General features: G+C 65.2%; 14 protein-coding genes and 1 tRNA gene. 6 read left to right on the forward strand and 9 right to left on the reverse strand.

Annotated elements, in window-relative coordinates:
- Positions 1-15 precede the first annotated feature (15 nt).
- Positions 16-1,041, reverse strand: a complete 1,026-nt coding sequence (locus G572_RS0117990) for an Ldh family oxidoreductase (protein ID WP_029059659.1) — start codon at positions 1,039-1,041, stop codon at positions 16-18.
- An 822-nt stretch (positions 1,042-1,863) separates the two neighbouring features.
- Here G572_RS0117990 and G572_RS0117995 point away from each other — a divergent pair.
- From G572_RS0117995 to G572_RS0118005, 3 genes are all read left to right on the forward strand, one after another.
- Complete coding sequence (locus tag G572_RS0117995) at positions 1,864-3,318, forward strand: NAD-dependent succinate-semialdehyde dehydrogenase (protein ID WP_029059660.1); 1,455 nt, start codon at positions 1,864-1,866, stop codon at positions 3,316-3,318.
- Between the two features lie 145 nt (positions 3,319-3,463).
- A tRNA-Cys gene (locus tag G572_RS0118000) sits at positions 3,464-3,537 on the forward strand.
- Positions 3,538-3,653: 116 nt separating this feature from the next.
- The gene (locus G572_RS0118005) at positions 3,654-5,120 is read left to right on the forward strand and encodes a hypothetical protein (RefSeq protein WP_029059661.1); all 1,467 of its coding nucleotides are present in this window, start codon (positions 3,654-3,656) and stop codon (positions 5,118-5,120) included.
- 46 nt (positions 5,121-5,166) lie between these two features.
- Here G572_RS0118005 and arsH read toward each other — a convergent pair whose 3' ends face one another.
- From arsH to G572_RS0118025, 4 genes are read right to left on the reverse strand one after another with little or no spacing between them, the layout of a single operon-like run.
- Positions 5,167-5,895 carry an arsenical resistance protein ArsH gene (arsH, locus tag G572_RS0118010; protein WP_029059662.1) on the reverse strand — a complete coding sequence of 243 codons (729 nt, stop codon included), beginning with the start codon at positions 5,893-5,895 and terminating at the stop codon, positions 5,167-5,169.
- Position 5,896: 1 nt separating this feature from the next.
- Positions 5,897-6,310 carry an arsenate reductase (glutaredoxin) gene (gene arsC, locus G572_RS0118015; RefSeq protein ID WP_029059663.1) on the reverse strand — a complete coding sequence of 138 codons (414 nt, stop codon included), beginning with the start codon at positions 6,308-6,310 and terminating at the stop codon, positions 5,897-5,899.
- Positions 6,307-6,822, reverse strand: a complete 516-nt coding sequence (locus tag G572_RS0118020) for an arsenate reductase ArsC (protein ID WP_029059664.1) — start codon at positions 6,820-6,822, stop codon at positions 6,307-6,309. The genes arsC and G572_RS0118020 overlap by 4 nt, the downstream gene beginning before the upstream one ends.
- A gap of 26 nt (positions 6,823-6,848) precedes the next feature.
- Entirely contained in the window at positions 6,849-7,181 is a 333-nt protein-coding gene (locus tag G572_RS0118025) for an ArsR/SmtB family transcription factor (protein ID WP_029059665.1), read from the reverse strand.
- Between the two features lie 140 nt (positions 7,182-7,321).
- On the opposite strand from G572_RS0118025, the gene cobD reads away from it, so the two are divergent.
- From cobD to G572_RS0118040, 3 genes are read left to right on the forward strand one after another with little or no spacing between them, the layout of a single operon-like run.
- Complete coding sequence (cobD, locus tag G572_RS0118030; protein ID WP_029059666.1) at positions 7,322-8,332, forward strand: threonine-phosphate decarboxylase CobD; 1,011 nt, start codon at positions 7,322-7,324, stop codon at positions 8,330-8,332.
- Between the two features lie 6 nt (positions 8,333-8,338).
- Positions 8,339-9,319 carry an adenosylcobinamide-phosphate synthase CbiB gene (gene cbiB / locus G572_RS0118035; protein ID WP_029059667.1) on the forward strand — a complete coding sequence of 327 codons (981 nt, stop codon included), beginning with the start codon at positions 8,339-8,341 and terminating at the stop codon, positions 9,317-9,319.
- Between the two features lie 10 nt (positions 9,320-9,329).
- Complete coding sequence (locus G572_RS0118040) at positions 9,330-9,944, forward strand: DUF938 domain-containing protein (protein WP_029059668.1); 615 nt, start codon at positions 9,330-9,332, stop codon at positions 9,942-9,944.
- Positions 9,945-9,962: 18 nt separating this feature from the next.
- On the opposite strand, the gene G572_RS0118045 is transcribed toward G572_RS0118040, so the two are convergent.
- The 4 genes from G572_RS0118045 to cobO are packed head-to-tail and all read right to left on the reverse strand — an operon-like array spanning position 9,963 to position 12,981.
- The gene (locus G572_RS0118045) at positions 9,963-10,505 is read right to left on the reverse strand and encodes a hypothetical protein (protein WP_156884722.1); all 543 of its coding nucleotides are present in this window, start codon (positions 10,503-10,505) and stop codon (positions 9,963-9,965) included.
- Positions 10,506-10,548: 43 nt separating this feature from the next.
- Positions 10,549-11,997, reverse strand: coding sequence for a cobyric acid synthase (locus G572_RS0118050; protein ID WP_029059670.1), 1,449 nt, complete (start codon positions 11,995-11,997; stop codon positions 10,549-10,551).
- A gap of 23 nt (positions 11,998-12,020) precedes the next feature.
- A complete protein-coding gene (locus G572_RS24595; protein ID WP_051242933.1) occupies positions 12,021-12,323 on the reverse strand; it encodes a YrhK family protein in 303 nt (100 codons plus the stop codon).
- Between the two features lie 46 nt (positions 12,324-12,369).
- Positions 12,370-12,981 carry a cob(I)yrinic acid a,c-diamide adenosyltransferase gene (cobO, locus tag G572_RS0118060; protein ID WP_029059671.1) on the reverse strand — a complete coding sequence of 204 codons (612 nt, stop codon included), beginning with the start codon at positions 12,979-12,981 and terminating at the stop codon, positions 12,370-12,372.
- Positions 12,982-12,995 lie beyond the last annotated feature (14 nt).

Below are 12,995 nucleotides of genomic sequence, written 5' to 3' on the forward strand. Positions count from 1 at the left end.
ACGCTTCCGCGCCCTTCAGGTTTTTGATGTATTGCCCGTCAGGCTCGCGATCTCGCGGTAAAGCGCAGGCCCGATGAACACGCCTTCCCGCGCCGCCCGTTCCCGGCTTTCCAGCCGGCGCGTCCCGGGAACGCGCGCGCCCGCCTCGGCCACGATTTCCGCGACAAGCGTCTCCATCCGTTCGCCATAAACTCCGCCCGATGCGAGATGCGGATCGATGGCGACGATCGTCTGTCCGAGATCGGGCGGGCCTCCTTCCGTATCGAGCAGACTGCTGGCCTCGAAGGCGAGGCAAGCGCCGGCCACGGCCGCGGCCATCACCTCCACCATAAGCGCGAGAGCCGCGCCCTTCGCCTCGCCGATCGGGACCATCGTGCCGGCAAGAGCCGCGGCCGGGTCGGTGGTTGGATTGCCGGTCTTGTCGAGCGCCCAGCCTTCGGGGATTGGCGTGCCGGCCTTTTGTGCGGCCATGATCTTTCCCCGCGCGGCGCGCGAGACCGCAAGATCGATGACGAGCGGCGGCTGCCCGGCCGAAACCGGCGCGGCGAACGCAATCGGGTTCGTCCCGTAAAGCGCCGCCTTGCCTCCCCAGGGCGCGATGGCCTTCGGGGTATTGCCGAAGACGAAGGCGACGAGCCCCTTCTCCGCCAGCCGTTCGCAATGCGCGCCGGCCTGGCCAAAGTGGTGGGAGCGGCGGATCGACGCCATCGCGATCCCGGCCGCTGTGGCCATTGCCGGCAGCGCATCGATTACGGCATCGAAGGCGGGAAAGGCGAAGCCGTGACCGGCGTCGACCCGCAGGAGCGCAGGCGTCGGGCGCTCAAGAACCGGCCGGGCATGCCCGTCGACCTTGCCGCAGCGCGACTGGAGCGCATAGGAAGGCAGTCGCGACAAGCCATGGCCGCCCTGCCCATCCGCTTCCGCCGCGACCAGGGCCCGGGCGACGCTCGCCGCGTTGTCGGGCGCGGTGTTGCAGGCAACGAGCACCTTGCGAACCAGAGCGTCGGCCTCCTCGAGCGAGAGCCTTACCGACTGTGTCATTGTCGAAATCCCCGTTGAAAAGCCGGATCGTGACCGCCGCCTGGACCATCCCAGCACGCAGCACACCGAGATGACCGGAGCGCCATCGCCGATGATGCCCCCTGCAGCCTGCCTCATAAACGAGCGTGCCACGGTTTGAGGCGGATTGCATTTCATCAAGGAGCGAAGGAACGGAAAATTCCTATATTTTCAATTCCCTCACCACAAAGAAGAGGCGCAAATCACGTCTCCGCCGAGGGACATGGAAACGAACGCGCGTCGCATCGTCGGTGCCGGTAACCGGCGGCCCGCCCGCCCGGCCTGCCCTCCTTGCAAGGTTTCGCCGATTTCCCTGCCGTCACAGCCACATTCATGCCCCGGACGCCCGCCCCACCGCGCATGCCTCTTCTCCGGCCCGCGCCGCCGGACAAGGATGCGGGCGCGCACCGCTCAACCGCCGGCAAGCCGGAATCACCCCGCCGCTGCGCGTTGCAGATCTGGGGGTATCCCCGGCAGCACCATTGCTGACAAACCATTGACTGTCCTATGATCCCGCACGAACGGAGGTCGACGGGCGCCGATCCCTGCGAGACACATTTGATCCCGTCCATGGGGTTACCCTGAGCCGGATTCGTGTCCGGCGCCATCCCGACCCGCCATTCGTCAGCCGGTTGCAAGGACGGCCCGGCCGACGCAAAGACACAGGACGTGCCCAAAGCGGTAGCCCCACATACGACTCCTGCCTTGGACGCACCGACCGTCCAGCGGGATCGGTGACAAGAGACCAAAGACACAAAGGGGCGCGGGGCATTTTCTCATGCGCTCCGATCACGGGAGGACTTCATGATCACTGAACACCCGCTCTTCAAACAGGCCTGCTTCATTGGCGGGCTCTGGTCGCATGCCGATAGCGGTGACACCATCGAGGTCACCAATCCGGCAACCGGCGAGTCCCTCGGGACCGTGCCGCGCTGCGGCCGCGCGGAAACCGCGCGCGCCATCGAGACCGCCTATCTCGCCTTTCAGGACTGGAAGGCCACCACGGCGGAAGAGCGCGGAACCCTGATGCATGCGCTGTGCGACGCGATCATGGACAATCAGGACGCGCTCGCCGAGATCCTGACGACAGAGATGGGCAAGCCGCTCGCGGAGGCCAAGGGCGAGATCGCGCTCGGCGTGAAATACGTGCGCTTCTTCGCCGAACAGGCCAAGCGCATCGACGGCGACATCATCCCCTCGCCCTGGCGCGGCAAGAAGATCCTCGTCACCAAGGAGCCTGTCGGCGTCACCGGCGCGATCACGCCGTGGAATTTTCCGCATTCGATGATCTCGCGGAAACTGGGCGCGGCGCTCGCCGCCGGCTGCACCATGGTGATCAAGCCTGCAAGCCAGACGCCCTTCTCCGCCCTTGCCATCGGCGCGCTTGCCGAACAGGTCGGGTTCCCGCGCGGCGTGGTCAATGTTCTGACCGGCTCGGCAGCCGATATCGCAGACGAGATGTGCGAGAATCCGCTCTTGCGCAAGATCACCTTCACCGGCTCCACGGAAGTGGGCAAGCAGCTCGCTTCCAAGGCCTCCGCCCACATGAAGAAGATCTCGATGGAGCTTGGCGGCAATGCGCCCTTCATCGTCTTCGACGACGCCGATATCGACGCGGCGGTCGAGGGCGCGATGGTCTCGAAATTCCGCAATTCCGGCCAGACCTGCGTCTGTGCCAACCGCATCTATGTGCAGGCGGGTGTCTATGACGCTTTCGCCGAAAAGCTCGCCGCTGCAATTGACGCCCTCAAGGTCGGCGACGGACTGGCGGAGGGAACCACCCAGGGCCCGCTGATCGATCTCAAGGGCGTGGAGAAGGTCGAGGAGCACATCCAGGACGCGGTTTCCAAGGGCGGACGGATCGTCACCGGTGGCAAGCGCCACGCCAATGGCGGCAGCTTCTTCCAGCCGACCCTCGTTGCCGATGTCACCTCGGAGATGAAGGTCGCGCGGGAAGAGACCTTCGGCCCGCTCGCACCGTTGTTCCGCTTCGAGGCGGAAGACGAGGCGGTCGCTCTCGCCAATGACACCGAATACGGGCTGGCCTGCTATTTCTACACGCAGGACCTCGGCCGGGCATTCCGGGTGATGGAAGCGCTCGAATACGGGCTTGTCGGCGTCAACGAAGGGCTGATCACCACGGAAGTGGCGCCCTTCGGCGGCGTCAAGGATTCCGGCGTCGGCAACGAAGGCTCCAAATACGGTGTGGAGGACTATCTCAACATCAAATACGCCTGCGTCGGCGGCCTGGGCTTTTAGGCACCGGGATGGCGACTTCGTCCCCGCACGCCGGACCGCCTTCCGGCGTGCGCGGGCGCGAAGCCCCGGTTATTCACATCACTGAGGCGACAGAGCGCAGTCACCGCTTGACAGCGCGGGACAACTCCCTGAAAAGACGCAGCAAGGCCTCGTGGCGGAGTGGTTACGCAGCGGATTGCAAATCCGTGCACCCCGGTTCGATTCCGGGCGAGGCCTCCAGTCTTTTCTCCGTGCGTTTCATCCTGCTTCAGGCTGCTTGCTCACGATCGCGTCCGGCTCGCGGGTCCGACCGCGCCCTGTCCGGCCTTGATCGCCGCAGACCGTAGCGGACGTTCATGCCCTCTCATCCCGACACTCTCGCCCTTCGGATCGCAACGGTCCTGACGCTCGTTCTGGGGATCGTGGCTGCGGGTCAGCTCGCCCTGGATTACTGGCCGGGGCGCACGTTCGATTCCGCCACCAGCGGTGTCTGGATGACGCTGGCCGTCGACTACGCCGACGGCGTTTTGTATCGCCCCATCCTCGACGAGACGGGCTATGGCGGCACCCGCTACATGCCGCTGTTCTTCATGCTCCACGGCCTGTTGATCCGGGCTTTCGGGGATCCGACACTGACCGGTGTCGTCTTGATGCAGGCCAGCGTGCTCATGATGATCGCGGCCATGGCCCGGCTGATGGTCCTGCACGGGGTGCCGCATCTGCTGGCGTGGGGGATCGCAGGCCTCACGCTCGCAACATCGCTCTATCAGCAATATCTCACCAGCCTGAACTGCGATTATCTGGCCGCCGCCCTGAGCCTCTGGGGGCTGGTCCTTTATCTCGACAGACCATCCTCGCCGCGTGGCGCCGCGCTCGCCGCAGGCCTTGCGATCCTGCTCTTCGTCCTCGCCTTCTATACGAAATTCTCCACGGTCTATGCGCCGGCGGCCGTGTTCCTGTCGCTGGTTTTCTCTCGCCGGTGGCGGGCGGCAACAGGCTTTGCGCTTGGCTCGCTTGTCTTGCTCGCGGCCTTTGCGGCGCTCTTCTTGCACCTGTCCGACGGACGGATGCTCGATTCGCTTGCGGCCACGGCAACCGGCGGCACCGACCTCGCCTTCGCGGCCGGGATGATCACCCGCTTTGCGAAGGAACTCGCCGTCTACAATCCGGCCGTCGGCATCGTGTTCCTGCTGGCGCTCGCGAAATGGATCGCCGATGCGCCGAAGCACTGGCGTTCGCCGCTTCACCTTACCTTCGCGATGGTCACCCTGGTCACCGTCGTCATATTCTCCTCACGCGGGATCGCCGGCAATCATGCCATCCCGCTCGCTGCCGTCAGTCTCATCCTCGCCGCGACAGCCGTTTCCGGCCGCCCGGTCGAACGCCGTGTCCTGACAGGGGGCTTTTCGGTCCTGAGCCTCATTCTCCTCGCCTGCTGGATGCCGGGCGTGCCGTCGCCGCTCAAGACCATCCGCGAGGACGCCGTCCCGACCATCGCCGAAATCAGGAGCAAGGTGGATCGCTGGCTGCCCGAAAACGGACTGCTGGCCTCCGAAAACCCCGCCTTCGCGATCGTCGCGGGCGAGCGGGCGTTCGTGCTCGACGCCTTCAGCCTCGCCACCTTCATCCGCAACGGGCAACCGGCGGGCCTGGACTTTCTGGAGCGCATCCGGACGCAAGACTTCGACGTGCTGATCGGCTTCAATCCGAACGCGCGCTGGTCCCCAAAGGGTGGCAACCCGATAGTGCTGTCGACCCACTACATGGCCGTGGACACCCTCGGGCGGCGAACGATCCTGATCCCCCGTCCGCCCGGCCAGTGACGCCGTTGCCGCAGGCCTGCGGAATGGGGCCTCGGCCGATCCAGCCTCAGATCGCGCGCTGGTTGACCCGTTTCGACAAGTCCGCACGCGTCTCGACCCGTTCGGAATAGCGGTCGACGAGATAATCGGAGCGGCCGCGCAGCATCCAAGTGAATTTCACCAGTTCCTCCACCACATCGACGATGCGGTTGTAGAAGGGCGACGGCTTCATCCGGTCGTCCTCGCCGAACTCGGTGAAGGCCTTGGGCACCGAGGACTGGTTGGGGATCGTCACCATCCGCATCCAGCGGCCCAGAATGCGCATCTGGTTGACCGCATTGAAGCTTTGCGACCCGCCGCAGACCTGCATCACCGCCAGCGTTTTTCCCTGCGTCGGGCGCACGCCCCCAAGCGACAGCGGCAGCCAGTCGATCTGGGCCTTCATGATGCCGGTCATGGCGCCGTGACGTTCCGGCGAGACCCACACCATGCCTTCCGACCACATGGCAAGGTCGCGCAATTCCTTGACCTTGGGATGGTCGGGTTCTTCCGCATCGGGAAGCGGGAGACCGCCGGGATCGAACACCCGCGTCTCGCAGCCGTGCCATTTCAGCAGCCGCTCGGCCTCTTCCGCCACAAGCCGCGAGAACGAGCGCTTTCGCAGCGATCCGTAGAGCAACAGGATGCGCGGGCGATGGCCCGGATCGCCGGGGCTTGCGAGCGCGGAGACGTCGACGGGAGCGAGATGCCGCGGATCGAGTGCCGGCATGTCGTGCACTGCGTCGGGATCGCTCATCTCATGCACCGGGCGTCGCGACCAGCGGCGCGCCATCTTCCTTGCGGAAATCGCCAAGCCTGGAGGCATCGATCAGCTCCAGCACGGCTTCGGAGGGGCGGCACAGGCGCACGCCCTTCGGGCTCGCCACGATCGGGCGATTGACCAGCACCGGATGCTCCAGCATCGCGGCCAGGATCGTGTCGTCGCCGACGGTCGGGTCGGTGAGGCCGAGTTCCTCGGCAAGCGACTTGGAGGTCCGCAATGCGGTGCGCGGGGTCAGGCCGGCGGCCGCGAAGAGCGCAAGCAGTTGCGGGCGGGTCCAGCCCTCCTTGAGGTATTCGATCACGACCGGCTCCTCGCCGCTGGCGCGGATCGCCGCCAGCACGTTGCGCGAGGTGCCGCAGTCCGGGTTGTGATGGATCACGATGGTCATGTCAGGCTTTCCTTGGCGTCGATACGTCCGATGTCATCGAGGGTGGTCTTCAGCGACAGACCGTCGATGCTCGCAAGAGGCAGGCTGGCGAAGACGGAGATCCGCGCATCGAGCATGCGATAGGCATCCGCGAAGGCATAGCGGCGCTCGGCTTCCGAGCCTTCTGCGGCGGCCGGATCGGGCACACCCCAATGGGCGGTCATCGGCTGTCCCGGCCAGACGGGACAGGTTTCGCCGGCGGCGTTGTCACAGACCGTAAAGACGAAATCGAGCTTCGGCGCGCCGTCGGCCGCGAATTCGTCCCAGGACTTGGAGCGCGCGAAGGCGGTGTCGAACTCCATCTTGCGCAGCAGGTCGAGCGTATAGGGATGCACCTCTCCCGTCGGGGTAGATCCGGCAGAGAACGCGCGAAACGTCCCCGCGCCCACCCTGTTCATGATTGCTTCGGCCATGATGGAGCGCGCGGAATTTCCCGTGCACAGAAACAGCACGTTGTATGTCGATGCGGTCATCGCAGGTTTCCTTGTCGTTTCCGCGCTCAGCACTCGCAGGCGAGCGCGTCGAGCACCGGCTGGCACATCTGCGGATTGCCGCCGCAACAGTCTTCCATCAGGAACGCGAGAAGCCCGCGGATCCCTTCCATGTCCGCGACATAGCGGATGGTGCGTCCCTCGCGCTCGTTGCGCACCAGCCCCGCGCGCAGCAGAACGGCGAGATTGGCGGACATGGTGTTCTGGCGCACGTTGAGCGCCTCGGCGATCTCGCCGGCATGCATGCCGTCCGTCCCCGCCTTTACCAGCAGGCGGAACACCTCAAGCCGCGTCTTCTGGCCGAGCGCGGCCAAAGCGTCCAATGCGTGATTCATATCCATAAATCTTGATATATCGATACAATAACCGCTTTGCAATCCCTTTTTCCCGTGTTGGACACGGGGGACCTCCATCGCGCTTGGCATGGAGCCAAAGCCGCTTTACCGTCCGCCGGAACGAATTCGGGAGCCTGTTCGAAACGATGAAACACGGCGGCGATCTTGGCGCGGCAATCGCGCGGCATGGTGGACTTGCACAGGACTGGCTGGACCTCTCCACCGGCATCAACCCGCATGCCTATCCGCTCGACTGGCCGCTGTCGCAAGCGGCCTGGACCCGGCTTCCCGCGCGCGGCGCACACGACCGCATGCTGGAGGTGGCACGCGCAGCCTATGGCGTGCCCGACCACCTCCGGCTGGTCGCGGCCCCGGGCACCCAGGCGCTCCTGCCGCATTTGCCCGCCTGTCTTCCAGCCGGGGATGTCGCCATCGTCGGACCGACCTATTCCAGCCACGGCGATGTCTGGCGGCGGGCGGGTCGACAGGTCACCGAGGTCACCTCGCCCTATTTCGAGCCGACGCATGACACGCGCGTGATCGTCATCGTCAATCCGAACAATCCGGACGGACGCCTGGTCGACCCGAAGAGCCTGCGCCACCATGCCGAGACAATGGCCGCACGCGGCGGTCTGCTGATCGTCGACGAGGCTTTCGCCGATTGTGTTCCGGGCGCCAGCGTGTTGCCGCACCTGGGCGACGTTCCGGTGCTGGTGCTTCGCTCCTTCGGCAAGTTCTACGGACTGGCCGGCGTGCGCCTCGGCTTCGCCGCCGCACCTCCCGGTGTTGCAGCGGCTCTGTCCGCCTCGCTGGAAAGCTGGGCGGTGTCCGGCCCGGCCATCGAGATCGGCACGCGCGCCCTCGCCGACAAAAGTTGGCAGAACGCCATGCGCACGCAGCTTGCCGACGAAGCCGCCGATCTGACCCTGATGCTGCAGATGCGCGGCTTGAGCGTCTTCGGCGGCACGCCGCTTTATGTGCTTGCCGGCACGCGCAACGCGGCCGCTGTTCATGAGGCGCTGGCGCGACAGCGGATCTGGACGCGGACCTTCGACTATGCCCCGACCTGGCTCAGGATCGGGCTTCCCGGTGGCGCGGCCCCGCTCGCGTGGCTGGACGATGCGCTCGCCCGCGCCCTTTCACCGGCGACGGGATAGGCGGCGATGCTGCTCTTTTCCGACACGGCCCTTCTGGTCCTCCTTGCGCTTCTGCTCGACGCGCTCGTCGGAGATCCCCCGTGGCTGTGGCGGCATGTTCCCCATCCGGTGGTGCTCTTTGGCAAAATCATCGAGATCGTCGATCAGGATTTCAACACGCCCGACGCGCCGGAGAGCCGGCGAAAACTCTACGGTGCCATCTTCCTGTTCGCGCTTGTTGCCTGCACGCTGCTCACCGGCGCTTTGCTGGAGGTGATTTTTCGCGGGCTTCCCTTTGGCGAGATCGGGATCGTTCTGGTTGGCGCCGTCTTCATTGCCCAACGCAGTCTCTACGATCATGTCGCGGCCGTGCGCGACGGTCTCTCGCAGGGCGGACTTGAAGGCGGGCGCAAGGCGGTCGCCATGATCGTCGGCCGCGACCCCGAACAGCTTGACGAGGCCGGAGTCGCACGCGCCGCAATCGAATCCTGCGCCGAAAACCATGCCGACGGCGTGGTCGCACCGGCTTTCTGGTTCCTGCTGCTCGGGCTTCCGGGCCTTCTTGCCTACAAGGCGGTCAACACCGCCGATTCCATGATCGGCCACAAGACGGACCGCCACCGCGCCTTCGGCTGGGCCTCCGCGCGTTTCGACGATCTGGTCAATCTTCCGGCATCGCGGATCGCCGGATGTCTGCTCGCCCTCTCCGCCCCGCTCTTCGGCAAGAGCATCGGCGCCTCTCTCGCGATCATGCGCCGCGACGCCGCGAAGCACCGTTCGCCCAATGCCGGCTGGCCGGAAGCGGCGATGGCAGCCGTTCTCGGACTGGCGCTCGCCGGGCCGCGCGCCTACGCTGGCTACAACGTCGACGACCCCTATATGAACGCGGACGGGCGCCGCGATGCGACAGCCGGGGATATCGCCCGCGCGCTAAAGGCGATGATCTTCGCCTGCGCCTTGCAGATCGGCCTCGTCGCGCTTCTGGCTGTCCTTTCGCTCAGCCTTTGAAAGGATCGACATGCTCCCCCACGCCCCCGCTGCCGAGCGCAACAAGGACGCCATCCTCGACGCCATCCGCCCGCATCTCGCGGCCCGCGCGCGCGTCCTGGAAATCGGCAGCGGCACGGGCCAGCATGCGGTGCATGTCACAAAGGCCCTGCCCCATATCGTCTGGCAGTGCAGCGACCTCGCCGACGCCGTTCCCGGCATCGCCGCGCGGCTTGAAGCGGAGGGCAACCCGCGCACGCCGCCACCGCTTGCCCTCGATGTCGCCGCCCCGCCCTGGCCCGTTCCGGAAGCCGTGAGCCCGGAAGCCTTCGACGCGATCTTTACCGCAAACACCTTGCACATCATGTCGTTTACACATGTGGAGCACTTCTTCGCGCGTGTCGGAGAGGTGCTTGCGCCGGGCGGAATTTGCTGCGTCTACGGGCCGATGAAATACGGTGGCGACTTCACGACGCAAAGCAATGCGGACTTCGATGCCCAGCTAAGAACCCGTAACCCCGAAAGCGGCATTCGCGACTTCGAAACCCTCGACGATCTCGCCTACGAGCAGGAAATGACGCTCGCCGCCGACACCGCGATGCCGGCGAACAACCGGCTGCTGGTCTGGCAGCGCGGCACGGGCTGACGCACAGGCGGCCTACGCCTAAGCCTTTTCCTGCCCCGGCCGCCAGTTTCGGAGCGCACGCAGCATGCCGGCGACCTTGCCGGGACCGAGGATCAATATGCCCCCTGCGAGCGCAACCAGAATGCTTCCGACCAGACCCGGCCATTGCTGCGCCACCCAGTCGGACGCAGCGTTTCGATAGGTTGCCTGACTTTCAATCGAAAGATAGGTCACGGCCCAGACAACGACATCCCTCATGCTGATGACGAGCAAATAGAGACCCAGCAGCGCAACGCAGACAACTTCGAAACCGTCCGCGAGACCCGGCTTTCCATCAGCGTCAGCACGGCCGAAGCCAAGCCCGAGCAGAAAGCTGCGCGGGAAGAGCATCAGCACGATCGAGAACAGCAGAACAGCCAGAATCAGGGTCGAGGACGCGAGTCCGGCCAATCCGGCCCCGACACCGTAGCCAAGTCTGAGTCCGTGGGGGACAACACCAAGCAGAGCCACAAAGACATAAGCCGCGAAAAAACGTACCAGCAACAAGGCAAATGGCATAAAAACTCCTGAAAATTTCAACATCCCGTGACTGGAATCTTAGAAGGATGATCCCCCGACACGATTTCTATTTCCCTGCAATCTCCAGAAGCGCCTCAATGTCCATGCATCCTTCCAGATGCCCGGCAAGCGCATCCAGCGTCGCGTCGATCTCGCGCTCGTAGCCGAGCGACGATCCAGCCCCCAGTTCCTTCAGGAATCCTGCGCGGAAGTCGTCCGAGCCGAACAGTCCGTGGAGATAGGTTCCGCAGATACGCCCGTCAGGTGACACCGCACCATCCGGGTGTTTTGGGTCGCCGCCCGACATCACATGCGCGAAGGGCCGCGCGCAATCGCCGCCTTGCGTTCGTCCGATATGGATCTCGTAGCCTGACAGCGCCGCACCGCTTGGCGCGTGCCGGCCCGTCACCTCGACCAGCCGCTTGTCGGGGGTGAGCACCGTCTCGACATCGAGCAGCCCCAGCCCTTGAACCGTGCCGGACGGCCCCTCGATACCATCGGGGTCCGAAATGGTCCGGCCGAGCATCTGATAGCCGCCGCAGATCCCGACGACCCGTCCGCCACGCCGAACATGGGCGGCAAGATCGACGTCCCAGCCCTGTTGGCGAAAGAAGGCGAGATCGCCGACCGTGGATTTCGACCCCGGCAGCAGCACGACATCAGAGTCTCCCGGCAGCGGGTCGCCCGGCTGCACCAGCCTGAGCGAGACGCCCGGCTCCAGCCTGAGCGGGTCGAGATCGTCGAAATTGGCGATCCGGCTGATCACCGGCACGACGATTGTCACCTCGCCCTTGCCCGTTCCGTCTTCCAGCCCGAGCGCATCCTCCGCCGGCAGCTTGCGGGCGTCGGCGAACCACGGGACCACACCAAGCGACGCCCAGCCGGTCCGTTTTGCGATTTCCGCGACGCCCTCGTCGAAGAGCGTGACATCGCCCCGGAAGCGATTGACGAAAAACGCCTTTATCCGTGCGCGCTCGTCGTCGGGCAGGATCGTATGCGTGCCGACCAGCGAGGCGATCACTCCGCCCCGGTCGATATCGCCGCAAAGGGCGACGGGAATGTCGGCGGCTTCCGCAAAGCCCATGTTGGCGATATCGCCGGCCCTGAGATTGATTTCCGCCGGCGAGCCCGCGCCCTCGACCAGCACGAGATCCGCGCCGTCGCCCATGCGCGCGAAACTCTCCAGCACCTTCGGCAGAAGCTCCGCCTTGCGGCTTCCGTATTCGCGCGCGCGCATGGTGCCGGCGCGCCTGCCCTGCACGATCACCTGCGCGCCGACGTCGGTTTCCGGCTTCAGCAGCACCGGGTTCATGTGAACGGTGAGCGGCAGCCGCGCGCCCAGCGCCTGCAGCGCCTGCGCACGGCCGATCTCTCCGCCGTCGGAGGTCACGGCAGCGTTGTTCGACATGTTCTGCGGCTTGAAGGGGCGCACCGTCATGCCCCGGTTGGCGAAAAGCCGGCACAGCCCGGCGACGATCAGGCTCTTGCCGACGTTCGAGCCAGTGCCCTGGATCATCAGGGCGGGGGTGCGGGTCCTGCTCACGTGCGATCCTGTGTTTCCGGTCGCGCACCATAGGGGCGAAACTCGTCCGGCACGGGCAGACGCGTCAGATGCAGTTCGAGCGCAAGACGGATCGTCGGGCGCACCGCGAAGAGGATCGAGCCGATGAGGAACAGCCAGGTCCCGGCGAAAAGCAGGCTGTCGGAAAAGAAGAGCACGCTCCCGATCACGAACATCAGCGCCGCGAGAAACTCCACGACCGTGCGAAAGAGCTCGTAGCGGCGCACCAGCTCCGCGTGCTTGGGCGAGGCACGGCGAAGATCGGAGCTGAAGAGCTTCATTGCGGTCATTCCATCCGGATATTGACGGGAAGCGCGCGTAGGCGCCTCAAAACTCGATCCCCTCCTGCGGCTTCACGCCGGAGCGGAAGGGGTGCTTGATCTGGGTCATCTCGGTCACCAGGTCGGCGGCCTCGATCAGTTCGTCCTTGGCGTTGCGACCGGTGATGACGACATGGACATCCTCGGGCTTTTCATCGCGCAGGAAGGCAACAACCTCGTCGATCGGCAGGTAATCGTAGCGCAGCACGATGTTGAGTTCATCGCAGAGCACAATGCGATACTCGCGCGAGCGGATCATGTCCTTGGCCGCTTCCCAGGCCTGACGCGCCGCATCGATGTCGCGCTGGCGGTCCTGGGTTTCCCAAGTGAAGCCCTCGCCCATGCGCTTGATCGTCACGAGATCGGAGAAGCGGTCGAGCGCCATGCGTTCGCCGGTTTCGATCCGCCCCTTGACGAATTGCACGACGGCGACCTTGTGGCCGTGTCCGAGCGAACGGAAGATCATGCCGAAACCGGCCGTCGACTTGCCCTTGCCCTTGCCGGTGTGGACGATCAGCAGCCCCTTCTCGATGGTCTTGGTCGCCATGATCTTGTCACGCGCGGCCTTTTTCTTGCGCATCTTGTCGGCGTGACGGGCGTTCAGTTCCTCTTCGGTCATTTCCGCTTTTTTGT

It is taken from the genome of Stappia stellulata DSM 5886, from assembly GCF_000423705.1.
Lineage (GTDB): Bacteria > Pseudomonadota > Alphaproteobacteria > Rhizobiales > Stappiaceae > Stappia > Stappia stellulata.